General features: G+C 61.3%; 22 protein-coding genes. 13 read left to right on the top strand and 9 right to left on the bottom strand.

Features of this window, described 5'->3' with window-relative positions:
• Positions 1–114 precede the first annotated feature (114 nt).
• The gene (gene glsB, locus ACLD1Y_RS23620) at positions 115–1,023 is read left to right on the top strand and encodes a glutaminase B (protein ID WP_429480203.1); all 909 of its coding nucleotides are present in this window, start codon (positions 115–117) and stop codon (positions 1,021–1,023) included.
• Between the two features lie 33 nt (positions 1,024–1,056).
• On the opposite strand, the gene ACLD1Y_RS23615 is transcribed toward glsB, so the two are convergent.
• The 5 genes from ACLD1Y_RS23615 to ACLD1Y_RS23595 all read right to left on the bottom strand — a co-directional run bounded on the left by ACLD1Y_RS23615 (position 1,057) and on the right by ACLD1Y_RS23595 (position 5,463).
• Complete coding sequence (locus ACLD1Y_RS23615) at positions 1,057–1,560, bottom strand: signal peptidase II (protein ID WP_429480202.1); 504 nt, start codon at positions 1,558–1,560, stop codon at positions 1,057–1,059.
• A gap of 441 nt (positions 1,561–2,001) precedes the next feature.
• Positions 2,002–3,270 (bottom strand): NAD(P)/FAD-dependent oxidoreductase, encoded by a 1,269-nt coding sequence (locus ACLD1Y_RS23610; protein ID WP_429480201.1) that lies wholly within the window; start codon positions 3,268–3,270, stop codon positions 2,002–2,004.
• The gene (locus tag ACLD1Y_RS23605) at positions 3,267–4,019 is read right to left on the bottom strand and encodes an amino acid ABC transporter ATP-binding protein (RefSeq protein WP_429480200.1); all 753 of its coding nucleotides are present in this window, start codon (positions 4,017–4,019) and stop codon (positions 3,267–3,269) included. Before ACLD1Y_RS23605 ends, ACLD1Y_RS23610 begins: the two co-directional genes overlap by 4 nt.
• On the bottom strand, positions 4,016–4,684 hold the full coding sequence (locus tag ACLD1Y_RS23600; protein ID WP_429480199.1) for an amino acid ABC transporter permease: 669 nt from the start codon (positions 4,682–4,684) through the stop codon (positions 4,016–4,018). The genes ACLD1Y_RS23605 and ACLD1Y_RS23600 overlap by 4 nt, the downstream gene beginning before the upstream one ends.
• Positions 4,681–5,463, bottom strand: a complete 783-nt coding sequence (locus ACLD1Y_RS23595) for an ABC transporter substrate-binding protein (RefSeq protein ID WP_429480198.1) — start codon at positions 5,461–5,463, stop codon at positions 4,681–4,683. Before ACLD1Y_RS23595 ends, ACLD1Y_RS23600 begins: the two co-directional genes overlap by 4 nt.
• A gap of 215 nt (positions 5,464–5,678) precedes the next feature.
• On the opposite strand from ACLD1Y_RS23595, the gene ACLD1Y_RS23590 reads away from it, so the two are divergent.
• Entirely contained in the window at positions 5,679–6,458 is a 780-nt protein-coding gene (locus tag ACLD1Y_RS23590; RefSeq protein WP_429480197.1) for an IclR family transcriptional regulator, read from the top strand.
• A 151-nt stretch (positions 6,459–6,609) separates the two neighbouring features.
• On the opposite strand, the gene ACLD1Y_RS23585 is transcribed toward ACLD1Y_RS23590, so the two are convergent.
• Both ACLD1Y_RS23585 and ACLD1Y_RS23580 read right to left on the bottom strand, forming a co-directional pair.
• The gene (locus tag ACLD1Y_RS23585) at positions 6,610–7,854 is read right to left on the bottom strand and encodes a saccharopine dehydrogenase family protein (protein ID WP_135290317.1); all 1,245 of its coding nucleotides are present in this window, start codon (positions 7,852–7,854) and stop codon (positions 6,610–6,612) included.
• 28 nt (positions 7,855–7,882) lie between these two features.
• The gene (locus tag ACLD1Y_RS23580; protein WP_429480196.1) at positions 7,883–8,980 is read right to left on the bottom strand and encodes a carboxynorspermidine decarboxylase; all 1,098 of its coding nucleotides are present in this window, start codon (positions 8,978–8,980) and stop codon (positions 7,883–7,885) included.
• Positions 8,981–9,345: 365 nt separating this feature from the next.
• Here ACLD1Y_RS23580 and ACLD1Y_RS23575 point away from each other — a divergent pair, with 365 nt between their 5' ends.
• From ACLD1Y_RS23575 to ACLD1Y_RS23550, 6 genes are read left to right on the top strand one after another with little or no spacing between them, the layout of a single operon-like run.
• Complete coding sequence (locus ACLD1Y_RS23575) at positions 9,346–10,365, top strand: LacI family DNA-binding transcriptional regulator (protein ID WP_429480195.1); 1,020 nt, start codon at positions 9,346–9,348, stop codon at positions 10,363–10,365.
• Positions 10,349–11,353, top strand: coding sequence for an ABC transporter substrate-binding protein (locus ACLD1Y_RS23570; protein WP_429480194.1), 1,005 nt, complete (start codon positions 10,349–10,351; stop codon positions 11,351–11,353). Before ACLD1Y_RS23575 ends, ACLD1Y_RS23570 begins: the two co-directional genes overlap by 17 nt.
• Positions 11,354–12,172, top strand: coding sequence for an ABC transporter permease (locus ACLD1Y_RS23565; RefSeq protein WP_429480193.1), 819 nt, complete (start codon positions 11,354–11,356; stop codon positions 12,170–12,172). It begins immediately after the preceding gene.
• Complete coding sequence (locus tag ACLD1Y_RS23560) at positions 12,169–12,963, top strand: ABC transporter permease (protein ID WP_429480192.1); 795 nt, start codon at positions 12,169–12,171, stop codon at positions 12,961–12,963. Before ACLD1Y_RS23565 ends, ACLD1Y_RS23560 begins: the two co-directional genes overlap by 4 nt.
• Positions 12,960–13,991, top strand: coding sequence for an ABC transporter ATP-binding protein (locus ACLD1Y_RS23555; protein WP_429480191.1), 1,032 nt, complete (start codon positions 12,960–12,962; stop codon positions 13,989–13,991). Before ACLD1Y_RS23560 ends, ACLD1Y_RS23555 begins: the two co-directional genes overlap by 4 nt.
• Before the next feature lie 9 nt (positions 13,992–14,000).
• Positions 14,001–14,834, top strand: coding sequence for a phosphodiesterase (locus ACLD1Y_RS23550; protein WP_429480190.1), 834 nt, complete (start codon positions 14,001–14,003; stop codon positions 14,832–14,834).
• Positions 14,835–14,894: 60 nt separating this feature from the next.
• On the opposite strand, the gene ACLD1Y_RS23545 is transcribed toward ACLD1Y_RS23550, so the two are convergent.
• Positions 14,895–16,289, bottom strand: coding sequence for a WD40/YVTN/BNR-like repeat-containing protein (locus tag ACLD1Y_RS23545; RefSeq protein WP_429480189.1), 1,395 nt, complete (start codon positions 16,287–16,289; stop codon positions 14,895–14,897).
• Between the two features lie 331 nt (positions 16,290–16,620).
• Between ACLD1Y_RS23545 and ACLD1Y_RS23540 the strand changes: the two genes are divergently transcribed.
• Together ACLD1Y_RS23540 and metE are read left to right on the top strand one after the other, a co-directional pair.
• Positions 16,621–17,223, top strand: coding sequence for a LysE family translocator (locus ACLD1Y_RS23540; protein ID WP_429480188.1), 603 nt, complete (start codon positions 16,621–16,623; stop codon positions 17,221–17,223).
• Between the two features lie 97 nt (positions 17,224–17,320).
• A complete protein-coding gene (gene metE, locus ACLD1Y_RS23535) occupies positions 17,321–19,609 on the top strand; it encodes a 5-methyltetrahydropteroyltriglutamate--homocysteine S-methyltransferase (protein WP_429480187.1) in 2,289 nt (762 codons plus the stop codon).
• Between the two features lie 119 nt (positions 19,610–19,728).
• On the opposite strand, the gene ACLD1Y_RS23530 is transcribed toward metE, so the two are convergent.
• The gene (locus tag ACLD1Y_RS23530; RefSeq protein WP_429480186.1) at positions 19,729–20,883 is read right to left on the bottom strand and encodes a DUF1624 domain-containing protein; all 1,155 of its coding nucleotides are present in this window, start codon (positions 20,881–20,883) and stop codon (positions 19,729–19,731) included.
• A gap of 130 nt (positions 20,884–21,013) precedes the next feature.
• On the opposite strand from ACLD1Y_RS23530, the gene ACLD1Y_RS23525 reads away from it, so the two are divergent.
• The 3 genes from ACLD1Y_RS23525 to ACLD1Y_RS23515 all read left to right on the top strand — a co-directional run bounded on the left by ACLD1Y_RS23525 (position 21,014) and on the right by ACLD1Y_RS23515 (position 25,007).
• On the top strand, positions 21,014–21,511 hold the full coding sequence (locus ACLD1Y_RS23525; protein WP_429480185.1) for a sigma-70 family RNA polymerase sigma factor: 498 nt from the start codon (positions 21,014–21,016) through the stop codon (positions 21,509–21,511).
• On the top strand, positions 21,508–22,461 hold the full coding sequence (locus ACLD1Y_RS23520) for a FecR domain-containing protein (protein ID WP_429480183.1): 954 nt from the start codon (positions 21,508–21,510) through the stop codon (positions 22,459–22,461). Before ACLD1Y_RS23525 ends, ACLD1Y_RS23520 begins: the two co-directional genes overlap by 4 nt.
• 89 nt (positions 22,462–22,550) lie before the next feature.
• A complete protein-coding gene (locus tag ACLD1Y_RS23515; RefSeq protein ID WP_429480182.1) occupies positions 22,551–25,007 on the top strand; it encodes a TonB-dependent siderophore receptor in 2,457 nt (818 codons plus the stop codon).
• The last annotated feature ends 115 nt before the right edge of the window (positions 25,008–25,122 follow it).

Genomic DNA, 25,122 nt, shown 5'->3' with positions numbered 1-25,122 from the left:
TCGCACTGGAGCGCCAGCCCGGTCCAGCGGGAGCAAGCTCCCTCGCCACATTGAGATCAGGTATCCTCCGCGCCCCGCTTTCCACTGATTCCAAGACAGATGACAGGACAAGACATGCAGGCGTTGCTGGAGTCGATCCTGGACGAAGTTCGTCCACTGATCGGCCTCGGCAAAGTGGCCGACTACATCCCCGCGCTGGCCGATGTGCCGGCCAACCAACTGGGTATCGCGGTGTACGGCAACGATGGTGCGGCGTACTGCGCCGGCGATGCCAACACCCTGTTTTCGGTACAGAGCATTTCCAAGGTGTTCAGCCTGGTGCAGGCCATCGACCATGGCGGCGAAACCATCTGGGAGCGCCTGGGCCACGAGCCTTCGGGGCAGCCGTTCAACTCGCTGGTGCAACTGGAATTTGAACGAGGCCGGCCGCGTAATCCGTTTATCAATGCGGGTGCCTTGGTGATTTGCGATATCAACCAGTCGCGCTTCGCCGTGCCGATCTTGTCGATGCGCGACTTTGTGCGGCGCCTGTCGGGCAACCCGCAGATCCTGGTCAACAGCATCGTCGCCGACTCCGAAGCCCAGCACGGCGCACGCAATGCGGCCATGGCCTACCTGATGAAATCCTTCGGCAACTTCCACAACGATGTCGACGCAGTGCTGCACAGCTACTTCAACTACTGTGCGTTGCAAATGAGTTGCCTGGATTTGGCCAAGGCGTTCAGCTTCCTGGCTAACGAGGGCGTGAGTGCCCACAGCGGCGAGCAGATTTTGACGGCGCGCCAGACCAAGCAAGTCAACTCGATCATGGCCACCAGCGGCCTGTATGACGAAGCGGGCAACTTCGCTTACCGCGTCGGCTTGCCGGGCAAAAGCGGCGTGGGCGGCGGCATCGTCGCGGTGGTGCCGGGGCAATTTACGGTGTGCGTGTGGTCGCCGGAGTTGAACGCTGCCGGGAATTCGCTGGCAGGGATCAAGGCGTTGGAGTTGTTGAGTGAGCGGATTGGGTGGTCGGTGTTTTAGGCCGTTCCCACGGGTGGCGTGGGAACGATCTCGTTAGGCTTTTCGCGGCGTCAAAAACAAATCCACCATCAACCACAATGCCCCGGCCGTGATCGCGATATCCGCGATATTGAACACGCCGGTGTGCGTTGGGCCCACGTTCAGCACCATATAGTCGACCACGTGACCCTCACGGAATACGCGGTCGATCAGGTTGGCGATACCGCCCAGGGCAATGGCGTAAAGCGGTAACACTTTACGCAAGGGCTGGTGCCAGTTGGCCAGCGACCAGCCCATCGCCCACGCCACGACCACGGCGACACCCACAATGAAAATCAGCTGCTTGACCTGCGGCGGCAACGCCGCGCCCAGGCTCAGGAAGGCGCCGGGGTTCAGGCTCAATTCCAGCGCGAGGTTGAAGGGGTTGGCGCCGATCTTGATGCTCTGGGATTGCAGGGAGGTCAGGGCCAAGAGTTTGACCAGTTGGTCGATGGCAATAAAGGCGATACCGGCGAGGATGGCAAAGGTGCGGCCGCGCAGTAGAGGGGAGGTGCTCAAGGGGTAACTTCCTGTTCCTGATTTGTTGGAGGTCGCCCGAGATAGGCGTCTTGCACTTGCTTCTCAATGTGGGAGCGGGCTTGCTCGCGAAAGCGGTGGGTCAGTCGATAAATGTGTTGGCTGACACGCCGCCTTCGCGAGCAAGCCCGCTCCCACAAGGGTATGGCGGTGTGCGCGAGGGCCAAGCCTGGCACAAATCCAGCTGACAGAGAATCTCCCACATGGGGTTTTGTGGCTACTCGCGATCTTCTTTGCGCGGCGTGCGCCTGGGCAGCGGCACGATCATGCTCACCGCGCGTTGATACTGGCGATAGCGCGGCCGCCTGGCCCCGTGTAGGAGCGAGCTTGCTCGCGAAAGACTCACAGGCAACGCGTTTACCCGGTTTTTACGCGTTATCGTTCAAGTTTTTCGCGAGCAAGCTCGCTCCTACAGGAGTGGTGTCAGCTTACATTCAGGCGGTCCAGCAGGCTGTACCAGGCCACGCCCGCGCCGATGTAAAAGCGCTGCAAGCTGTGCATCGGCAGACGCTGCAAGGCGCTTACCGGGTAGGCAAAGTCAGCATTGCGGTCGCAGAGCCGTCCAGCCAGTTGCTGGCCCAGGCTGGTGCACAAGGCGATGCCGCGACCGTTGCAGCCCAACGCTAACGTCAGCCCCGGCGCAGGTTCGTGTACGTGGGGCATGAAGTCGCGGGTGATGGCGATGCGTCCGGCCCAGCGGTACTCGAACTCCAGCGGTCCTAATTGCGGGAACAGCAGCGCCAGGGAGCGCTCAAGATGGGCGAAATCCGCTGGCGCAGTGGGGTCGTTGAACAGCCCGCGCCCACCCATCAACAAGCGCCCATGGCTGTCTTTGCGAAAGTACAACAGTAGGCGTTGTGCAGTGGACACCGTTTCCTGGCCCGGCAAAATGCTCTCGGCGGCGCGCCCCGTCAAAGGCTTGGTGGCGACGATAAAACTGTTGGCTGCCAATATGCTCTGGGCCATCCCCGGCCACAGGTTGCCGCTGTAGCCATTGGTGGCCAACACCACTTGGTCAGCGTTCACTTGCGCGCCACTGGCCGTGGTCAACTGCCAACCCGAAGCTTGGCGCTGCAACCCGTTCACCGGGCTCTGGCCGTGAATCCGCACGCCTGCCGCCAATGCCGCCGCCACCAACCCACGGGCATACGCCAACGGTTGAATGGCCCCGGCGCGTCCGTCCAGCCAGCCACCGGCAAACGCCGAGCTGCCCATGCGGGTGGCGACCGAGTAGGCATCCAGCCGTTGCACCGGCACACCGCGCCGCGCCCATTGATCGGCCCGTGCATGCAGGCCGGCCACACCTTTTTCGGTGTACGACACTTGCATCCAACCCTTGCGCACCGGCGCGCAGTCGATGCCGTGGCGTTCGATCAACTTGAACACCAGGTCCGCTGAATTCGACACGGTGGAGATCAACGGTTCGGCGCGTTCTGGTCCGTACATCTGCACCAGTTGTTCCGGGTCGTATTTAAGCGTCGGGTTGACCTGCCCGCCATTGCGCCCGGACGCGCCCCAGCCCGGCTCGTTGGCTTCCAGCACGCACACACTCACACCACGCTCGGCCAAGTGCAGCGCCGTCGACAACCCGGTATAGCCTGCGCCGACAATCGCCACATCCACCTTTACCGACTCACTCAATGCCGGCGTTGGCACCGCCGCTGGCGCAGTCGCTGACCATAGGGACTTCATGACAGGCTCCGCGTATCGCCAGTAGGGTGCAGCACGCGCCTTAGGAAATCCTGGGTGCGTGGTTGCTGCGGGTTGCCCAGCACTTGCTCGGCGGGGCCGCTTTCGACGATGTAGCCACCGTGCAAAAAGCACACGCGGTCGGCCACTTCGCGGGCAAAGCCCATTTCGTGGGTGACCACGATCATGGTCATGCCTTCGTCGGCGAGGGTGCGCATGACTGCGAGCACGTCGCCCACCAGTTCCGGGTCGAGGGCCGAGGTGGGTTCGTCGAACAGCATGGCTTCGGGTTTCATCGCCAGGGCGCGGGCGATGGCCACGCGCTGTTGCTGGCCGCCGGAAAGCTGTTCGGGGTAGGCATCGGCCTTGGCGCTCAGGCCGACTTTTTCCAGCAGGACCAGGGCTTCTTCGCGGGCCTGTTTGGGCGGCTCACCTTTGACGTACACCGGGCCTTCCATCACGTTTTCCAGCACGGTGCGGTGGGGGAACAGGTTGAAGCGCTGGAACACCATGCCCATGCGGCTGCGCAGGGCGTGCACGGTCTTGCTGCCGCGCTGCACGGTTTCGCCGAACACCGTGATGGCGCCGCCATCGTAGGCTTCCAACGCGTTGATGCAGCGCAGCAGGGTGGATTTACCCGAGCCCGAGGGGCCGATCAGGCACACCACTTCGCCCTTGGCCACGTCCAGGTCGACACCGTGCAGCACGCGGTGGCTGCCGTAATGTTTTTGCAGTTGGCGGATCTCGATCATGCTTTTTTCCTCCGGCTCAGGTGCTGTTCCATGCGACGCAGGCCATACACCAGCGGCAGGCTCATCAGCAGGTAGAGCAGGGCGACCAGGGTGTAGACGGTCATGTTCTGAAAGGTCGACGAGGCGATCAGTTGGCCCTGGCGGGTCATCTCCGCCACGGTGATGGTGGACACCAGGGACGAGTCCTTGAGCATCATCACCAGGGTGTTGCCGTAGGGCGGCAGGGCGATGCGAAACGCCTGGGGCAGGATCACCCGACGCATCATCAGCGCCGAGCGCATGCCCAGGGCTTCGGCGGCCTCACGCTGGCCCTGTTCCACGGCGATGATGCCGGTGCGAAAGTTCTCCGCCTGGTACGCCGAATAGGCGATGCCCATGCCGATGACGCCTGCGTAGAACGCAGTGAGGTGGATGCCCATGTCCGGCAGCACGAAGTAGATGTAGAACAACTGCACGATAATCGGCAGGCCACGGATCACGTTGATGATGGTGCTGGCGGCCCACGACAGCGCGCGGATCGGCGACAGCTTGAGCAACGCCAGCACCAGGCCGATGGCGCTGCTGAGCAGGAACGACAGCACGGTGATCTGGATCGTCACCCACGCGCCTTGTAGCAGGATCGGCAAAAAGTCCTGGGCGTTTTGCAGGAACTCGGCCGGGTTCATGGGCGCACCTGGGTATCAAGCCCCCACTTCTTGAGGATGCTGTCCAGGGTGCCGTCGGCCTTGATGCTGGCGATGGCGGTGTTCAGGCGCTCGAGGGTTTGTGCATCGCCCTTGCGCACCACCAGGCACACTTCGCCGACGTTGGTGGGCTTGTAGTCGGTGGCCAGTTTCACGCCTTTGAACAGCTTCTGGCGGATCTGGTAGGCGACTACCGGCTGATCACCCACGGCGGCCTTGATACGACCCAGGGACAGGTCGCGGACCATCTCGCCGATGGAGTCGTAGGTGCGGATCTCCTTGAAGATGCCGAGCTTGTTCAGTTGGTCGTAGAACACCGTGCCGGCTTGCACGCCGACGATCTGGTCCTTGAGCGGGGCCAGGTCGGGGTAAGCGGTGTTGTCGTCGGCATTGACGATCAGGCCTTCACCGTAGGCGTACACCGGGGCGCTGAAATCCACGACCTTGGTGCGCTCCTCGGTCTTGAGCATGCCGGCGGAAATGAAGTCCAGCTTGCCGGAGGTGAGGGAGGGGATCAGCGCGGCGAAGTTGGTCTGTTCGATCTGGCTGGTAAAGCCGCCAGCCTTGCCCACGGCCTCGGCCACATCGACCATCACCCCTTGAATGCTGTTGCTCTTGATATCGAGGAAGGTAAACGGCGAACCGCTGGCCGTTGCACCGACTTTGTACGAGGACGCACTCTCTGCGTGCACGGCGCTGGCACACAGGGTGGCGCATACGGCGAAGGCGAAGCGGCGAAACAAGGGCGAAAGACTGTTCATCGGGTTACTCCAGAAGGAAAACGGATCGTCAGTACCGCAAGCGGCTGAGGATGAAATCGCAAGCTCTGTGCCATTTCGATTGTAAAAAATCGTATAGCGCTATAGAAAATCGACAAAATGAACCATTCGTATCGATATGCGATATTTGGTGGTCTATTTTTGTGATTTACGGTAGAAATACCGCCACGCCTGATCGACCAAACCGCGAGTTCGCCATGTCCGAAGAACGCAACAGCTTGCACAACCAATCCCTGGAAAAAGGCTTGTCAGTGCTCAAGGCATTCAGCGCACAGCGCCGCAGCATGAGCCTTGCAGAGGTGGCCGAGGCTGCCGGCATGACCAAAAGCTCGGCCCAGCGCATGGTGTTTACCCTCGAAAGCCTGGGTTACCTTCGGAAACACTCCCGCACACGTCATTACCAACTCACCCCACGGGTGCTGGAGCTGGGTTTCAGTTATTTGGATGCGCATTCGTTGATTGAGGTGGCCAATCCGTTTTTGTCGGAACTGACGCGGTTGACGGGGGAGACGTCATGCCTGACGGAGCCTGCTGGCTATGACATGACCTATATCGCACGGTTCGTCAGCGCAGGTTTTGTGCCGGTGCATATGCCGATTGGCTCGCGGGTGCCGATGTACTGCACGGCGTCGGGCAGGGCGTATTTGAGCGCGTTGCCGCAGGATGAGGCGTTGGTGTTGATCGAGAACAGTCAGCGCATTGCCCACACCAGCCAGACGCTGACGGACGTCGAGCAGATCCTGGAGTCGCTGCAACAGGTGCGCGAGCAGGGTTATGCGGTCAATGGCCAGGAGTTGTTCCTGGGCGACATGACCATCGGTGCGCCGGTGCTGGGTGCCAATGGCCGACCGGTGGCAGCGGTGCATGTGGTGGCGCCCACCAGTCGGTGGAGCAGGGCGGATGCGGAGCGGCAATTGGCGCCGGCGTTGTTGCAGTGCTCAAGAGCGCTGAGCAATTCGGCGCGGAACTTGGAATAACCCGCTATTTCAAATTCACTAGAGATCCCCTGTGGGAGCGAGCAAGCCCGCTCCCACATTTGGAATTTCATTGGGTTTGAGAGGTGTGTTTTCCCCAAACAAAAAATGCGCCCCTGGGGGCGCATTTTTTTGTTTGGGTCGCTATCGCCTATCAGGCAATCGCATCCCAGGCACGATCACCGTGCTCGTCCTTGATACGCGTCGGCAAGCCCATCACGTCCAGCGCCTTGAGGAACGGCTCAGCCGGCAGTTCTTCAACGTTGGCCATGCGTTGCACGTCCCACTCGCCACGGGCCACCAGCAGCGCAGCGGCGACTGGAGGAACACCGGCGGTGTAGGAAATGCCCTGGCTGTCGGTCTCAGCGAAGGCTTCTTCGTGGTCAGCTACGTTGTAGATGAACACTTCGCGCGCCTTGCCGTCCTTGGTGCCTTTGACCAGGTCGCCGATGCAGGTCTTGCCGGTGTAGCCAGGGGCCAGTGAAGACGGGTCGGGCAGTACGGCCTTGACCAGTTTCAGTGGCACCACTTCCAGGCCTTCGGCGGTGGTGACGGGTTTTTCGGAGAGCAGGCCGAGCTTGTTCAGCACGGTGAACACGTTGATGTAGTGTTCGCCAAAACTCATCCAGAAACGCACGTTGGGCACGTCGAGGTTTTTCGACAGCGAGTGCACTTCATCGTGGCCGGTGAGGTAGAGGTTCTGCGAACCGACTACCGGCAGGTCGTCGGTGCGTTTGACTTCGAACATGGTGTTGCTGGTCCACTGGCTGTTCTGCCAGCTCCACACCTGTCCGGTGAATTCGCGGAAGTTGATTTCCGGGTCGAAATTGGTGGCGAAGTATTTGCCGTGGGAGCCGGCATTGACGTCGAGGATGTCGATCGAATCAATGCGGTCAAAATGCTGTTGCTGCGCCAGCGCGGCATACGCGTTGACCACACCCGGGTCGAAGCCCACGCCAAGAATGGCGGTGATGTTCTTCTGTTTGCACTCTTCGAGGTGGTTCCACTCGTAGTTACCGTACCAAGGTGGCGTCTCGCAGACCTTGCCCGGCTCTTCGTGGATGGCGGTGTCGAGGTACGCCACGCCCGTGTCGATGCAGGCACGCAGTACCGACATGTTCAGGAACGAGGAACCGACGTTGATGACGATCTGCGATTGTGTCTCGCGGATCAGGGCCTTGGTCGCTTCCACGTCCAGGGCGTTCAGCGCGAAGGCTTGGATATCGGCGGGTACTTTGAGGCTACCCTTGGCCTTGACGCTGTCGATGATGGCCTGGCATTTGGAGATGTTGCGCGACGCGATAGCAATACGACCGAGTTCGTCGTTGTGCTGCGCGCACTTGTGGGCCACCACCTTGGCGACACCTCCTGCACCAATGATAAGAACGTTCTTTTTCAATTGCTTTCTTTCTCCTATATCCGCCAGCTTACGAAAGGCTGGACAGGTAGTCGTCGTAACCAAATTCACGAACCACCTCGACAGTACCGTCGAGTTGTTTCACTACGATGGACGGCATTTTCAGGCCGTTGAACCAATTTTTCTTGACCATGGTGTAGCCCGCGGTGTCGATGAACGACAGCCGATCGCCGATGGCCAGCGGACGATCAAATTGATACTCACCGAAGATGTCCCCGGCCAGGCAGGATTTTCCGCAGATCATGTAGGAGTGTTCCCCTTCGCTCGGCGCCAGCTTGGCGTTGAGGCGATAGATCAGCAGGTCCAGCAGGTGGGCTTCGATGGAGCTGTCTACCACGGCGAGGTTTTTGCCGTTGTAGAGGGTGTCGAGCACGGTGACTTCCAGGGAGGCGCTGTTGGTGATCGCCGCTTCACCCGGTTCCAGGTAGACCTGCACGCCGTATTTTTCCGAGAAGGCTTTCAAGCGCGCGCAGAACGCGTCCACGGCATAGTCTTCGCCGGTGAAGTGGATACCACCGCCCAGGCTCACCCACTCGACTTTATGCAGCAGCGCGCCGAAGCGTTCTTCGATGGTGCCGAGCATTTTGTCGAACAGGCTGAAATCGCCGTTCTCGCAGTTGTTGTGGAACATGAAGCCGGAGATTTGCTCGATCACGCCTTCGATCTTCACCGGGTCCCATTCGCCCAGGCGGCTGAACGGGCGTGCCGGGTCGGCCAGCAGGTAGTCGGAGCTGCTCACCTGAGGGTTGACGCGCAGGCCGCGGGTCTTGCCCTCGGAGCGTTCGGCAAAGCGCTGCAATTGGCTGATGGAGTTGAAGATGATCTTGTCGCAGTTCTCCAGCATCTCTTCGATTTCATCGTCGGCCCAGGCCACGCTATAAGCGTGAGCTTCACCTGCGAACTTCTGGCGACCCAGCTTCAACTCATACAGCGACGACGACGTGGTGCCGTCCATGTATTGCTGCATCAGGTCGAACACCGACCAGGTGGCAAAGCACTTGAGCGCCAGCAACGCCTTGGCGCCGGACTGCTCGCGCACGTAAGCAATCTTCTGCATGTTGACCAGAAGCTTCTGTTTATCGATGAGGTAGTACGGCGTTTTGATCATTTTTGAGAGCCTGCGGCGGTGCCTGCCAAAAAAGGACACGCATTGTGCCCGCACTTGGGGCGAATCGAAAGGTTAGTGGGCGGAATTTGCTGCGCCAGTTTTCGACTCTACCTGCTGAGTATGACTATCCATAGGTACACCCCGGATCAATGTGGGAGCTGGCTTGCCTGCGATAGCGGTGGGTCAGAGACAGCAGTGTTGGCTGATACACCGCTATCGCAGGCAAGCCAGCTCCCACATTTGATCTCCACTTGGCGGGAGAGTGGGGATCTGCACTGCCATGAAAGCGTCATCTGTTGAGCACCGAACTGCCACATTCCCCCGCTACTGTCCTCGCCAATGAGATCGATCTCAAGCGAGTGACAATGACAGACCTCAAAGACGTTGCCCGATTGGCCGGTGTATCCCGCGCCACCGCCGCCCGGGCCTTTGCTTCCCCTGACCAGGTGCGCCCCACCACCCGCGAACAGGTGTTCGCCGCCGCCCGTGAGTTGGGGTTTCGCCCCAATCTGTTGGGCCGCCAACTGCGCCTGCAAACCACCCAGTTGATCGGCGTGGTAGTGCCCAACCTGCTCAACCCGGTGTTCGCCGAGCAGTTCCAGGCCATGGAACGCGCTGCACGCTTGCGGGGCTACAGCCTGGTGCTGGCGACCACCGACTACAACAGCGAGCGCGAAAGCATTGTGGTGGAAGAACTGCTGCGCCAGCGCGTCGATGGCTTGGTGCTGACGGTCACCGATGCCGAAAGCAATGCCGTGCTCAGCAGCCTCAATACCGAACAAACCCCGTTCGTGCTGGCCTATCACCAACCGAGCAACCCCAACTACAGCGCCGTGTCGGTGGACAACCGCGCCGGCATGGCCCTGGCCACGCGTTATCTGCTGGAAGCGGGGCACCGGCGCATCAGCATGGTCGCTGGCCCCGCGTTGCAGTCGGACCGTGCGCGCCTGCGCTACGCCGGCTATTGCGATGCCATGGGCGACTACGCACTGGACAGCCGCCCAGTGATCGAAATGCCGGCCCATACCCAGGCGGACTTCATCGCTATCGCCCCGTTTCTCCAAGGCCCGGATGCGCCCACCGCGCTGGTGTGCTCCAACGATTTTCTGGCCATCAGCCTGATCGCCGAGCTGCGCCGTAACGCTTGGCGCGTGCCCGAGCAACTCTCGGTCATGGGCTTCGACGGCATCAGCCTGGGCACCCAGATGCACCCGACGCTGTGCAGCGTGGTGCAACCCATCGCACTGCTGGCCAGCACCGTGATTGACCAACTGCTGGCGCAAATCGCCGGCGACGAGCCGACGTCCCATTGCCTGCCTTGCCACATCCGGCCGGGCGAAAGTACTCAACCCCGTGAGGAGACCCTTGATGCGCGCATTCAGTAAAACCCTGGCCGCCGTGTTGTTGTGCGGCGCGGCCAGCCTGGCCCAGGCCGCCGAGACCGCCATCTGCTACAACTGCCCGCCGGACTGGGCCGATTGGGGCACCCAACTCAAGGCCATCGCCGCCAGCACCGGCGTGCAGGTGCCGCTGGACAACAAGAACTCCGGCCAATCCCTAGCGCAGTTGGTGGCAGAGAAAGCCGCACCGGTGGCCGACGTCGTGTACTACGGCGTGACCTTCGGCCTGCAAGCGCAAAAGGCCGAGGTGGTCGGCACCTACAAGCCCAAGGCCTGGGACCAGATCCCCGCCGGTTTGAAAGACCCGGCCGGGCACTGGTTTGCGATCCACTCCGGCACCTTGGGCATCATGGTCAACGTTGATGCCCTCGGCGGCCTGCCGGTGCCACAGCGCTGGGCCGACCTGCTCAAGCCTGAGTACAAAGGCATGGTCGGCTACCTCGACCCGTCCAGCGCGTTTGTCGGTTACGTGTCGGCGGTGGCGATCAACCGCGCCCTGGGCGGCGACCTGGACAACTTCGCCCCGGCCATCGACTACTTCCAGAAGCTGGCGAAAAACGCCCCCATCGTGCCTAAGCAAACCGCCTATGCGCGGGTGCTGTCGGGCGAATTGCCGATCCTGGTGGACTACGATTTCAACGCCTACCGCGCCCGCTACAAAGACAAGGCCAACGTCGCCTTCGTGATTCCCCAGGAAGGCAGCATCAGCGTGCCCTACGTCATGAGCCTGGTAGCCAACGCACCGCACCGCGCCAACGCGGAAAAAGTCCTCGACTTCGTACTCTCGGACGAAGGCCAGGCGCTCTGGGCCAAGGCCTACCTGCGCCCGGTACGTCCGGTAGAGATGCCGGCCGAGGTCGCCGCCCAGTTCCTCCCCGCCAGCGACTACGCCCGCGCCGGTGTCGTGGACTACGAAAAAATGGCCGCCGTGCAGGAAGCCTTCGCCGCCCGTTACCTGAACGAGGTCAAGTAAGTGGCTGCATCGGCAAAACATGCGGCCTGGGCGCTGGCCCCGGCGTTTGCGGTGCTGCTCGCGTTCTGGTTGTTGCCGTTGGCGCACCTTGTGCTGCTCGGTACCGAGAGTCGAGACAGCCACGGCAGCGGTTACTGGCAGGTGCTCAGCAGTGCGCAGTACCTGGGCAGCCTGGCGCAAACCTGTGGGCTCGCCATTGTCGTCACGCTGGCGGCGTTATTGGTGGGCGGCATCAGTGGGGTATTCCTGGCGCGGCAGCAGTTTTTTGGCCGCTCGGCGTTGGTGGCGCTGCTCACGTTTCCGTTGGCGTTTCCCGGCGTGGTCGTGGGCTTCCTGGTCATCTTGTTGGCAGGGCGCCAAGGGCTGTTTGCGTCGTTGGGCCTGCAACTGGCCGGTGAGCGTTGGATCTTTGCCTACTCGCTGGCGGGGCTGTTTGTGGGCTACCTGTACTTCTCGATCCCACGGGTGATCCTCACGGTGATGGCCGCCTGCGAAAGCCTCGACCGCAGCCTGGAAGAAGCCGCGCATTCACTGGGGGCAGGGCACTGGCGGGTGGTGTGCGACGTCATCGTGCCGGGCCTGGCGCCAGCGTTGGCCTCGTGTGGGGCGATCTGCTTTGCCACCTCCATGGGCGCATTCGGCACGGCGTTTACCTTGGGTACACGGCTGAATGTCACGCCGGTGGCGATCTACAACGTGTTCACCAACTACGCCAACTTTGCCGTGGCCGCCGCGCTGTCGGTGGTACTCGGCGCGCTGACCTGGGCGGTGTTGCTGCTGACCCGGCGCTTGGTGAAAAACACGGGGACGGTCTTGTGAAACGCTCATCGCTGTTTGTGATGCAACTGCTGTTCACCTTGCTGGTGTGCGCCTTTATGTTGGTGCCGGTGCTGATGTCGCTGCTGGCCGGTTTGACGCGCAACTTCTTTGTTGGCGTGTCCAGCGGCCTGACCTTCGACTGGCTGGTCCAGGTGTGGCAGGCGTATTCGCCCACCGTGTGGCTGTCGCTGCAACTGGCCGTGGCCTGTGCGGTGTGCGTGTGTGTGATCGGTGTCCCGGCGGCCTACGCCCTGGTGCGCATGAACAACCGCTTCAGCCGCGCCTTCGAAGAATTGATGGTGCTGCCGGTGGCCATGCCGGGTTTGGCCAGTGCACTGGCCTTGCTGCTGACCTACGGCCAGTTCGGCTCGTTCCGCAGCAGTTGGTTGTTCATCCTCGTCGGCCATGTGCTGTTCACCTTGCCGTTTTTGGTGCGCCCGGTGATGGCGGTGATGCAGCGCCAGCAACTGCCGGTGTTGGAAGAGGCCGCAGCCAGTTTGGGCGCGGGGCCGATCAAGCGCTTTTTCAGCGTGGTGGTGCCCAACTGCCGGGCGGGAATCCTGGCCGGTGTGTTGATGGTGGTGACGTTGTCCCTGGGTGAGTTCAACCTGACTTGGATGCTCCACACGCCCATGACCAAGACGCTACCGGTTGGCCTGGCCGACAGCTACGCCTCGGCGCGCCTGGAAATCGCCAGCGCCTACACCCTTATCTTTTTGCTGATGATCGTGCCGCTGCTGATTGCGCTGCAGGCCATCAGTGCCCGTTTGTCCCGTGGAGAGCGTCGATGACCGCTATCACTATCCGCCTGCAAGGCTGCCGCAAGGCCTTCGCCGATGGCACCGTGGCCGTGCATGACCTGGACCTGACCGTCGAAGGCGGCGAAACCCTGGCGATTCTTGGCCCGTCCGGTTGTGGCAAAACCACCACCTTGCGCCTGATTGCCGGCCTGGAACGCCCGGATGTGGGCCAGGTGTTTTTCGGCGACCAGGACGTGACCCGCCTGCCCATCGAGCGCCGCGATGTGGGCATGGTGTTCCAGAATTACGCGCTGTTTCCCAACCTGGATGTGGCGGGGAATATTGTCTATGGTTTGAAGATTCGCGGCATGTCCAAGCCTTTGCGCAGCAAGCGCTGTGATGAATTGTTGGAGTTAGTGGGCTTGCAGGCGCATGGCAAGCGCAGCATCCACGAACTGTCTGGCGGCCAGCGCCAGCGCGTGGCACTGGCCCGCGCGTTGGCGCCGCGCCCCAAGGTATTGTTGTTGGATGAGCCGTTGGCGGCCCTCGATGCACAGCTGCGTGAGCGCTTGCGCAGTGAACTCAATGACCTGCTGCGCGGCCTGGGCATCACCTCGGTGTTCGTCACCCACGACCAGGGCGAAGCCATGGCCCTGGGCGACCGCATCCTGGTGATGGAGCAGGGCAGGGTGGCCCAACTGGCCAGCCCGCGGGATATCTACCAGAAACCGGCCAATGCGTTTGTCGCAGGCTTTGTGGGCAACCTCAATGCGTTCGAGGTGATCGAGGCGTCAGCCCACGGTTTGAAAGTCTGTGGCGGCGAGTTACCGTGGCATGACACCCACTTGCCCAAGACCCTGTACTGCCGCCCCGAACACCTGCGGGTGATGGAGCGCGAAGGGCACCTGCACGGCCATCTCCTGGCGCAGTTTTTCCAGGGCGCGCAAAGCCGCTTGCTGGTGGATGTCGGCGGCCCGCAACCGCTGCTGGTGGACAGCAGCGACAACCAGCTCTACACCGTCGGCGCGCCGATTGCCCTGGCGATTGCACCGCACATGTTGTTCACCCTGAATGCTTGAGAGTTGATCGTGAAAAGTCCATTTCTTGTCGCACACATCAGCGACCTGCACCTTAAAGCCGGCCAGCGCCTTACCTACGGCGTGGTCGATACCCTGGGTGCCTTGCGCCGTGCCGTCGACCATTTGAATGCCAGCCAGCCGCGCCCCGATATCGTGGTGATCAGCGGCGACCTGGTGGACTTCGGCCGTGCCGATGAATACGCGGTGCTGCACCCCGAACTCGCGCGCCTGCACATGCCGTGCTACCTGGTGCCGGGTAACCACGATTGCCGTGGGCCGTTGCTTGATGCGTTCCATGATCACCGCTACTTGCCAGCCTCGGCAGACGGGCCTTTGGATTGGGTCGTAGATGAACATCCGCTCAGGCTGATCGGGCTGGACTCGACTATCCCAGGTGGTCATGGCGGCCAGTTGCTCGACAGCCAATTGCAGTGGCTCGATGAGCAATTGGCGTTGCGCCCGGATGCGCCGACGTTGCTGATCCTGCATCACCCGCCGTTTATCAGCGGCATTGGCCATATGGACCGTGAGCCCTTTATCAATGCCGCCGGGCTGGAGCACGTGGTCGCCCGCCATCCCCAAGTGGAACGCCTGCTCAGCGGTCACTTGCATCGGCCGATGCAGCGGCGCTTTGGCGGCAGCGTGAGTTGCGTGTGCCCCGGCACCTCGCACCAGATCGTGCTGGATTTGCAGGAGACTGCGCCGGCGCATTTCAACCTGGAGCCGGCGGGGTATTTGTTGCATCGCTGGGACGCGCAGCAGGGGTTGGTCAGCCATAACGGCGTGTTTGGGGAGTATCCGGGGCCGTATCCTTTCTACGATGCCCATGGCTTGATTGACTGAACGATGCTTCGCCCTCCTGTGGAAGGGGGCAGCTGCGCTGCCCATAGTGATATCGCCTGACTACCGCATAGCCGTGGTCCAACTACGCCCGTCATCGCTGGATTGCAGCAGGCGGCCATTGACCAAGGAGGCGAACACCCATTTGCCGTCGCGGCTGTAGAAGAACTCATTAACAAAGGTCGGTGAGAGCGTGGTCGTCTCAGTCCAGGTCGCACCCGCGTTTTGCGTGTAGGCCATGCGCATATCGGAATAGAGCACATAGTGCAGGGCGACGCCGTTGTTCTTGTCCCTGAAATTGGAGGCAAACATATACCGCGTGTGTGTCGAGTCTTGCCAGGTCTTGCCGCGGTCATGGCTCTCGTACGGGTTGTAGACCATGGTTGCCGCGCAGCTGCAATGCAGCACGCCATCGTTGGATGCCCAGAACAGAGAAATGCCACCCGGCAGTGGGTACAGCGTGGACTGGCGGCTTTCAAGGTTAAGCACGCCAACCTGATCGCCTGGCACCGAGCTGACCAGTTCGTTCCCCAGCAAGTAGGATCTTGGCGGGAACAGATAAGTCAGCGCGCGCATGGACGGTTCCTTTTCATACCGCGCCAGCTGAGTCCAGCGATTACTTCCCAGTGCTGCACTATGAATGAAGATGCTTTTGCCACGCAGCGTGGTTGCTATGACTTGGTCCTTCCATTGATGCAGGTTGCCGACGACGCCAAAAGGCAAGTTGCCGCGGATGGACCGCCAGTGTTTTCCCTGGTCGTCCGATTGCAACAAGGTTCCCAATTCTCCCCCCGCCAACCAACTGCCCGAGGATGTGACGAGCGTCGCTTCAAGCGCGTTGCGTACCCCCACATCAAGCGCGGTGGCGGTCTGGCCTGGCGCCCATTCATAGACCACGCCGTTGGCGCTGGCGTAGATGAATGTGTTGTTGGCGGTCTGCTGAAGGGACATGGCGCCAAAGCTGGCGCTTTTACTCAATTCAAAGGCGCTTGTCATATCGGCCGGTACGGTTTGGCTATCCCATGACAGCACAGGCTTTGCGAGCAGTGGCGCCAGCCCCGGCAATAGCTCGACGACCCGCTCGCGCGTCGACTCGGCGGAGGGCGCGGGGCTGTGTGCGGATAACAGGCGATCGTTTACCGGGGTCTGCACAATCACCCCCAAGTCGGTCAACTGACCGCTTTGTACGGTAAAACGGCTGAAGTTCGGACCGATATTCGCTTCATTGCTGACACACATTGCGCCGCATTGACCTGCGTTGAACTGTACCAACCGATAGCTGCCCGCAGGCAGTGAGCCCGCGTAGAGGGCAGATCGGGAAGAGGCTTCTTCGTTTTTAGACAGGGAGAATTTGTCGCCGTGCTCACCGTTGGGGCCGCTCACGCGCTCAAGCGTGATGCTTTGCCAGTTCTTGAAGAAAAAGCTGACGTGTTCGCTGTTGACCAGAATCTGAACCATGACCGCGCCGTCAGACGCATTGTCTATTTTTGCGTCGCGAGGCTGGATTTGCGCACAACCTGTGAGTAGCACAAGCAGGAATAGCAGGCAGCGTATGTTCACCGGAAAAGTCCTTTTTCGGGGGGGGCGCTCTATGGCACCTGGATGTCCTGATCAATGTGATCTTGAAGAGGTAGAGGCATTATGGCATCAGTCCGTGCTCTTTCAAGTCAGGTACTCCATGCGCAGAAAACGACGTGCAATGCGTAGAATTGTCTCGACCACAAACGTACAAGATTGCCCACCAACCCCCTGCGTAGACTCATCGCACTTTCTCTAGTGCAGGTCTTCCATGGACATCTTCCTCTACGCCTTCAGCGTCATGTACAGCCCCGGTCCCGTGAACTTCATGGGGCTCAACGCCGGACTTACCGGCCAGTTCCGCCGCTCCACCGGATTTTTTATCGGTGTGGGCTGCGCGATGATGTTGCTGTTTGTTGTGTTCGGCTACACCGGCGAGGCGATCATTTCCCAAGCGGCGTTGCCGTATATCTCGTTGATTGGCGGGGTGTACACGTTGTATCTGGCTTACCAGGTATTTACCGCACGCACGGTGGTGGATGAAACCCGCGCCCCGGCCAAAACCCTCACGTTCTGGAACGGCCTGGTAATCCAGTTGCTCAACCCCAAGGGCATCATGGCGGTGTTGCCGATCACCAGTGTGATGTTGCCAGCGGCGCATATCACCGGCGTGTCCATCGCGGCAGTTTCGGCGGCGTTGGCCTTTGGTGCGTTCGGTGCGCCATGGCTGTATTCCCTGTTGGGCGCCTTGCTGGGACGTCGGATCAACGGGGCATCGGCGTTCACCTTGTTCAACCGCTGCATGGGTGTAGCGCTGGCGGTGTGTGCGTATTTCATGTTCCACGCGTTCTACGTGCACCTGATCTCAACATGAGCAGATCTTGTGATCATCTAGAATAATATGAGTTTGTCTCACTATCAGTGCTTGCCGACAATAGCTGCCATACAAAACGACATTGGAGTTGTAAGTCATGGCAGTCGCTCATTCCCTGGGATTTCCGCGCATTGGACGCGATCGTGAACTGAAAAAAGCGCAGGAAGCGTTCTGGAAGGGCGAGCTCGACGAAGCCGGCCTGCGGGCCGTTGGCCGTGATTTGCGCAAGACCCACTGGGCATTGCAACAGCAGGCGGGCATCGAGTTGCTGCCGGCTGGCGATTTTGCCTGGTACGACCAGGTGCTGACCCACTCGCTGATGTTCGGCGTGATCCCGGAGCGTTTTCGCCCGGCCGACGGCCAGGCTACTTTGCAAACCCTGTTCGGCATGGCCCGTGGCGTCAGCGACAGCTGTTGCGGCGGTGCCCACGCCCAGGAAATGACCAAGTGGTTCGATACCAACTATCACTACCTGGTGCCGGAATTCAGCGTTGACCAGCAGTTCCACCTGGGTTGGGACCAGTTGTTCGAAGAAGTCCAGGAAGCCCGCGAATTGGGCCACACCGTCAAGCCGGTGGTGATTGGCCCGCTGACGTATCTGTGGCTGGGCAAGGCCAAGGGCGGCGACTTCGACAAGCTTGACCTGCTGGACCGCCTGCTGCCGCTGTACGGCCAGATCTTCCAACGCCTGGCCGACCTGGGCGTGGAGTGGGTGCAGATCGACGAGCCGATCCTGGTGCTGGACCTGCCGCAGGAATGGAAAAACGCCTTTGAGCGCGCCTACAACCAGATCCAGCGCGACCCGCTGAAAAAACTGCTGGCGACCTACTTCGGTGGGCTGGAAGAGAACCTCGGCCTGGCTGCCAACCTCCCGGTGGACGGCCTGCATATCGACCTGGTGCGTGCACCGGAACAGTACCCGACCATCCTTGATCGCCTGCCGGCGTATAAGGTGTTGTCCCTGGGCGTGGTCAACGGCCGTAACGTGTGGCGCTGCGACCTGGAAAACGCCTTGGCGACCTTGCAGCACGCCCATGAAAAACTCGGTGATCGCTTGTGGGTCGCGCCGTCCTGCTCGCTGCTGCACAGCCCGGTCGACCTGGGCCGTGAAGACCAGTTGGATGCCGAGCTGAAAAGCTGGCTGGCTTTCGCTGTGCAGAAGTGCGCTGAAGTGGCGGTATTGGCTAAAGCCGTCACCGCGCCTGAAGCCCCCGACGTGTTGGCCGCCTTGGCCAACAGCCGTGCCGTGCAAGCCGCCCGTGCCGCGTCGCCACGTATCCACAAACCTGCGGTACAAGCCCGTGTGGCGGCGATCACCGCCAAGGACAGCCAGCGTCAATCGCTGTTTGCCCAGCGTATCGAGAAACAGCGCGCCGGCCTGAACCTGCCGTTGTTCCCAACCACCACCATCGGTTCGTTCCCGCAGACCGCTTCGATCCGCCTGGCGCGCCAGTCCTATAAAGCCGGCAAGTTGAGCGAGGCCGAATACGTCGAAGCCATGCACAGCGAGATCAAGCACGCCGTCGAGGTGCAGGAAAACCTCGGCCTGGACGTGCTGGTACACGGCGAAGCTGAGCGTAACGACATGGTCGAGTACTTTGCCGAGCAACTCGACGGCTACGTGTTCACCCGCTTCGGTTGGGTGCAAAGCTACGGTTCGCGCTGCGTGAAACCGGCGGTGATTTTCGGCGACCTGAGCCGCCCGAAGGCCATGACCGTGGAGTGGATCCGCTACGCCCAAGGCCTGACCCACAAGGTGATGAAGGGCATGCTGACCGGCCCGGTGACCATGCTGATGTGGTCGTTCCCCCGTGAAGACGTGAGCCGCGAAGTGCAGGCTCGGCAACTGGCCCTGGCGATCCGTGACGAGGTGGTGGACCTGGAAGCGGCCGGCATCAAGATCGTGCAGATCGACGAAGCGGCCTTTCGTGAAGGCTTGCCGTTGCGCCAGGCGCAGTGGCAGCACTACCTGGACTGGGCCACCGAAGTGTTCCGCCTGTGCGCCTCTGGCGTGCGCGATGAAACCCAGATCCACACCCACATGTGCTACAGCGAATTCAACGATGTGATCGAAAGCATCGCGGCGATGGATGCCGATGTGATCACCATCGAGACGTCGCGCTCGGACATGGAGCTGCTGGACGCGTTTGAAGCCTTCGCTTACCCGAATGAGATTGGGCCTGGCGTGTATGACATCCACTCGCCACGGGTGCCGGATGCATCGGAGATGGCCAACCTGCTGCGCAAGGCGGCCAAGCGGATTCCGGCCGAGCGGTTGTGGGTGAACCCCGATTGCGGTTTGAAAACGCGGGGTTGGCCGGAGACGGAGGCGGCGTTGATTCATATGGTGGCAGCGGCTCGCCAGCTTCGTACCGAACTGGCTTAACGCGGTAAAAAAGGTGGGAGCGGGCTTGCTCGCGAATACGGAGTGTCAGTCACCGGTTGTATCGACTGATCCACCGCTTTCGCGAGCAAGCCCGCTCCCACAGTTTTGACTGTGTGGGGTCAGAGGTATTTGAGCCAGGCCAGGTCGCGGCGCCGGGCTTTCAAACCGGCAAACCAGCGCACTGGCAGGTACAGCGCCAACGGCAACAACAGCGCTACCATCCACACCGCGCCAATGCTGTCAAAACCAAAGTAGTTGCCATGGTTCAAGCCAAACAACGCCACACACGCCACATACAGTATTTTCAGCACATACAAGTGCAGCAAATAAAAGAACATCGGCGCCGCGCCAAACGTGGCCAAAACGCTGATCCAGCGTTTATGCCCCACACGCTCAAACGCCAGCAACAGCAACAACCCAACCCCCAAGGTCAACGCCAAAAACAACAGCGAAGGCGGGTACTTGGTCACGTTGAAAAAACTCATCAACGTCTGCACGCCGCTTTCATAGCCTTGCCAAGGTTTTTCCCCGTAGCCATTGAAGGCTCGCAAAACCACAAATCCCACCAAGGCAGCCACACCCGCCAGCAGCAAATAACGCTGACGTAACGCGGGTTGCGCGCCATTGGCGAACCACGGGCCCAGGCCATAGCCCAGGGCAATCACGCCGATCCACGGCAACACCGGGTAGGTGGTGCGCAGGCGCAGGGTGTCACTCACTTCGATCCAGCCGCGTTCATGCAGGATCGCCCACAGGTTTTGCAGCGCCGACCCCGGCGCAAAATGCAGGCCATCGAGCAGGTTATGCCCGCCGATGATCACCAACGCCAAGCCGATCAACAGCGGGCGCGGCAACCACACCAGCGCGGCCAGGGCGAGCATGCTCACGCCAATCGCCCAAATCACTTGCATGTAGATCACGCTAGGCGGCAGTTGGAAGGTCCAGGCGAAATTGACCAAGGTGAACTCCAACACCACCAGGAATAGCCCGCGCTTGAACAGGAACGCCGACACATCGCGCCGGCCCTGGTGTTTCTGGCCGTACAACCAGGCGGACAGGCCGGTGAGCAATACAAACACTGGCGCGCACAAATGGGCGAGGGTGCGGCTGATAAACAGCGCAGGCTCGGTGCTGTCGATGTTCATCGGGTCGCTGACCTGGCGGTGCAGCAGGAAGGTTTCGCGCACATGGTCCAGCAGCATGAACAGGATCACCAGGCCGCGCAGGGCGTCGATGGAAAGCAGGCGTTGGCGCAAGGGAACAGCATCGGTCATGGGTCGGGGTCACAGGTCGGGGTAGAAGTGGGGTGTTATTCTATAACATTAATTTGTACGCTGCTGGGTTTCACCCTGCCGATTAGAATGCGATCAATTCTTAATTACTTCCAGTTGCTGGGTGATCTGCATGTCGTCTTCGCTCCATCTGCCTGTCCAGGCGTTGTACTGCGAACACCACGGATGGTTGTACCGCTGGCTCGACCGCAAGCTGGGCAACGCCAGTGATGCGGCCGATTTGGCCCATGACACGTTCTTGCGCTTGCTCACTCGCCAGCACAGCGCGGGTTGGGGCAGCGAGCCGCGTGCATTGCTCACCCATATCGCCAAGGGCCTGATGATCGACAGCTGGCGCCGCCAGGAAGTCGAGCGCGCCTACCTGGAAACCATCGCCCACTTGCCCGAGCAAGACGTGCCGTCGCCGGAAAGCCGCTGGTTGATCCTTGAAGCGCTGTACCGCATCGAGGCCATGCTGCGGGACTTACCGGTAAAAACCCGCCAGGCGTTCCTGATGTCGCAGATCGACGGGCTGACCTACCAACAGATTGCGGATGAACTGAAGGTGTCGCTGGTGTCGGTCAAACGCTACATGCGCGAGGCTTTCCTCGCGTGCCTGAGCGTGGCATGAACCCGTCCATCGACCCGCAGATCCTCGGCGAAGCCGCCGACTGGATGGTGCAGTTGCAGTCTGGCAGCGCCACCGACGACGACCGCCGCGCCATCGCCCAATGGCAAGGCCGCAGCGCCCAACATGCCCAGGCCTGGCAGCGGGCGGAGGCGATCCTGGGGGACTTCAACAGCGTGCCGGGTGCGATTGCCGGCGACACCCTCAAGCGCATCGGCCGCAAGAAAACCCTGGGACGCCGCCAGGCGCTGGGGTTGCTGCTGCTGGCGGGGCCTGCGACCTGGCTCGCTTATCGGCAAAACCCGTGGCAGGCATGGACCGCCGACCAACACACTGCCATCGGCGAACAACGCGACCTCACCTTACCCGATGGCACGCGCCTGCTGATCAACACGGGCAGCTCGTTGAATATCGCTTTTACCGACCAGGAGCGGCGCATCGAACTGCTGCAAGGCGAGGTGATGATCACCACCGCCAAGGACCCTGCGCCGACCCATCGGCCGTTTCTCGTGCAGACGCGCCACGGTACAGCGCGTGCGCTGGGCACGCATTTCAGTGTGCGGGTAGGGGAGCAGGCCAGCCGCGTGGCGGTGCTTGAAGGCGCGGTGCAAATGCTGCCCAAGCACGCCAGCGATGGCGTGATCCTCAAGGCTGGTGAACAGAGCGCATTCGCCAGTGACAGCGTGGCGGCTGTTGAACCGTTGGATGTCAGCGCCATGACCTGGGAAAACGGCATGCTGCTGGCCCAGCAGATGCGCCTGGCAGACCTGCTGGACGAGTTGGGCCGCTACCGTCACGGCGTGCTGCGTTGCCACGCCAGCGTGGCCGGGTTGACGGTTTCCGGAGCGTTCCCGCTGCGCGATACCGATGCCGCCCTGCGCCTGTTGCAGGAAACCCTGCCGGTCAAGGTCAGCAGCCTGGCGGGCTACTGGGTAACCGTCGAGCCGCGCTGAATCTTTTTCACTTTTCGCTGATACCTTTTTCGTTGTCGCCCGGTGTAGGGGAGAACCCTCAACGTTGCACCGCGCCGACAGGAATGCCCATGACCTTCACCCCACACCCCATCCGCCCCCTGAAGGCCCTGAGCCTGGCCGTTGCCCTGGCCGCAATCGTGCCGTTGCATTGCGCGCAGGCCGCAGAGGCGGCGTCCACCAGCGCAGCGCGCAGCTACAACCTTGCGCCGGGGCCGTTGGGCAATGTATTGGCGCAGTTTGCGGCGTTGTCGGGGGTGCCGCTGTCGTTTGACTCCAAGCTGCTCAACGACCAGCAGAGCCCCGGCTTGCAGGGCAGCTACACCGCGCAATCAGGCTTTATGCAGTTGCTGCAGGGCAGTGGTTATACCCTGCAAAGCACCGGCGCGAGTGGCTATACCGTGGTGCCCCAAGCCAACGGTGATGCGGTGGAGCTGGGGGCGACCACCATCAGCGGCGAAAGCGGTGCGCAGGCCGACACCTACGGCGGCGGTCAGGTGGCGCGTTCGGCGCGCCTTGGCGTATTGGGCAGCCGTTCGATCAATGATGTGCCGTTCAGTGTGGTCAGCTACACCGCCAAGACCATCGCCGATCAGCAGGCACGCACCGTGGGCGATGTATTGCTCAACGATGCGTCCGTGCGCCAATCCTCAGGCTTCGGCAACTTTTCCCAGGTGTTCACCATTCGCGGCCTGCCGCTGAACACCGATGACATTGCCTTCAACGGCCTGTACGGCGTGCTGCCACGGCAGATCATCACCACCGAAGCGCTGGAACGCGTGGAATTGTTCAAAGGCCCCAACGCTTTCGTCAACGGCGTGCCGCCAGCCGGTTCGGGGATTGGCGGCAGCGTCAACCTGGTGCCCAAGCGTGCTGAAGACGTTGCTACTCGCAGCGTCACCCTGGATGCGGCCAGCGGCGGGCAGACCGGTGGGCACCTGGACCTGGGCCAACGCTTTGGCGAAGACAACCGCTTCGGCGCACGGGTCAACCTGGCCAAGCATGGCGGCGACACGGCCATCGATGACGAATTCAAAAGCTCCCAACTGATCGCCGTGGCCCTGGACTACCGGGGCGACCGCCTGCGGGTGTCCACCGACTTCGGCTACCAGAAAGAGCGCATCAACAACGGCCGCTCGGTGGTCTACCCCAACGGCACCCAAGTGCCCAAGGCGCCGTCGGCCAAGCACAACTATGCCCAAGACTGGAGTTGGTCGGAGCTGGAAGACACCTACGGCATGTTCAATGCCGAATATGACCTGAATGAAAGCTGGACCGCCTACGTGGGCGGCGGCGCCAAGCACACGCGGGAAAACGGTGAGTACTCGTCGTTGTATGTGGGTAACAACGGCGCCGGGAGGGTCGGGTTCTTGTATTCACCCCACGATGAAGACAACAAGAGCGCCATGGCCGGCTTGAACGGGCATTTCAACACCGGGCCAGTGACCCACCAGATGAACGTCGGCCTGTCGGGCATCTGGGGTGAACAGCGCTCGGCGTTCGAGGCGATCCTGCAAGCCAACCGCCAGCCGGGCAACCTGTACAACCCGATTCAGATCCCGCGCCCGAGCGTGACCTATTTCGGCAGCGATATTCACGACCCGCGAGTGGTGGGCAAGAACCGTATCAAGAGTGCGGCGGTGTCCGACACCTTGGGCTTTATCGATGACCGTGTGCTGCTGACCCTGGGCGTGCGTCGCCAGACCATCGAAGTGGATGCCTGGAACACCACCACAGGGGTGCGCAACGCCAACTACGCGGAGTCGATCACCACGCCGGTGTATGGCCTGGTGATCAAGCCGTGGGAGCACGTGTCGTTCTACGCCAACCGCATCGAAGGCCTGGCCCAGGGGCCTACAGTGCCGACGGCCGCCGATATCACCAACAGCGGTGATGTGTTCCCGCCGAACCGCAGCAAACAGACCGAAGCCGGGGTAAAGCTTGACTGGGACAACGTCGGCGCCACTCTGGGTGTGTACCGCATCGAGCAGCCCAACAGCGCGACCAACAACAATCCCAACAGCGTCACGCCGCAGTTCCCCAATGGTACGCGGACCTTCAACGTCGATGGCAAGCAGATCAACAAGGGCGTGGAGTTGAACGTATTCGGCGAACCCGTTGACGGCCTGCGCCTGCTGGCCGGCGCCACGTTGATGCGTACCGAGCTTAAGAACACCTCCAACGGCGCCACCGACGGTAACCGTGCGGCGGGTGTGCCGCGTTATCAGTTCAACGTCGGTGCCGACTGGGATATTCCCGGCCTTCAAGGCGCCGCTGTCAGTGCGAGGATGCTGCGCACCGGTGCTGAGTACGTCAACGCCACCAACACGCTGGACATCCCGGCCTGGACCCGCGTCGACCTCGGTGCCCGGTACGGTTTCAAGGCCGATGACAAGTACATCACCCTGCGGGCCAATGTCGAGAACGTGGCGAACAAGGCGTACTGGGCATCGGCCTCAACGGCCAATAACTACCTGACTCAGGGCGAGCCGCGTACTGTGAAAGTGTCGGCCACTGTCGACTTCTAGACCGCGACGCAGGTCCGAATGTGGGGCTATTCCCAACCGGAATGCCCCTATAAAAACCTGCCATTGTCTTTCTCGCCGCAGATCTCGTAGCGTGGGCTTTCACTCAAGGAGACCC

The organism is Pseudomonas sp. 18175 (genome assembly GCF_050432925.1).
Classification (GTDB): Bacteria; Pseudomonadota; Gammaproteobacteria; order Pseudomonadales; family Pseudomonadaceae; genus Aquipseudomonas.
This window is presented reverse-complemented; position numbering and strand designations above follow the sequence as displayed.

Coding starts and splice junctions, on each gene's coding strand:
- ACLD1Y_RS23575 (WP_429480195.1), top strand. CDS start 9,346: ATGACAGACCTCAAAGACGTTGCCCGATTGGCCGGTGTATCCCGCGCC.
- ACLD1Y_RS23570 (WP_429480194.1), top strand. CDS start 10,349: ATGCGCGCATTCAGTAAAACCCTGGCCGCCGTGTTGTTGTGCGGCGCG.
- ACLD1Y_RS23590 (WP_429480197.1), top strand. CDS start 5,679: ATGTCCGAAGAACGCAACAGCTTGCACAACCAATCCCTGGAAAAAGGC.
- ACLD1Y_RS23600 (WP_429480199.1), bottom strand. CDS start 4,684: ATGAACCCGGCCGAGTTCCTGCAAAACGCCCAGGACTTTTTGCCGATC.
- ACLD1Y_RS23540 (WP_429480188.1), top strand. CDS start 16,621: ATGGACATCTTCCTCTACGCCTTCAGCGTCATGTACAGCCCCGGTCCC.
- glsB (WP_429480203.1), top strand. CDS start 115: ATGCAGGCGTTGCTGGAGTCGATCCTGGACGAAGTTCGTCCACTGATC.
- ACLD1Y_RS23545 (WP_429480189.1), bottom strand. CDS start 16,289: ATGGTTCAGATTCTGGTCAACAGCGAACACGTCAGCTTTTTCTTCAAG.
- ACLD1Y_RS23525 (WP_429480185.1), top strand. CDS start 21,014: ATGTCGTCTTCGCTCCATCTGCCTGTCCAGGCGTTGTACTGCGAACAC.
- ACLD1Y_RS23520 (WP_429480183.1), top strand. CDS start 21,508: ATGAACCCGTCCATCGACCCGCAGATCCTCGGCGAAGCCGCCGACTGG.
- ACLD1Y_RS23605 (WP_429480200.1), bottom strand. CDS start 4,019: ATGATCGAGATCCGCCAACTGCAAAAACATTACGGCAGCCACCGCGTG.
- ACLD1Y_RS23580 (WP_429480196.1), bottom strand. CDS start 8,980: ATGATCAAAACGCCGTACTACCTCATCGATAAACAGAAGCTTCTGGTC.
- metE (WP_429480187.1), top strand. CDS start 17,321: ATGGCAGTCGCTCATTCCCTGGGATTTCCGCGCATTGGACGCGATCGT.
- ACLD1Y_RS23595 (WP_429480198.1), bottom strand. CDS start 5,463: ATGAACAGTCTTTCGCCCTTGTTTCGCCGCTTCGCCTTCGCCGTATGC.
- ACLD1Y_RS23530 (WP_429480186.1), bottom strand. CDS start 20,883: ATGACCGATGCTGTTCCCTTGCGCCAACGCCTGCTTTCCATCGACGCC.
- ACLD1Y_RS23610 (WP_429480201.1), bottom strand. CDS start 3,270: ATGAAGTCCCTATGGTCAGCGACTGCGCCAGCGGCGGTGCCAACGCCG.
- ACLD1Y_RS23555 (WP_429480191.1), top strand. CDS start 12,960: ATGACCGCTATCACTATCCGCCTGCAAGGCTGCCGCAAGGCCTTCGCC.
- ACLD1Y_RS23515 (WP_429480182.1), top strand. CDS start 22,551: ATGACCTTCACCCCACACCCCATCCGCCCCCTGAAGGCCCTGAGCCTG.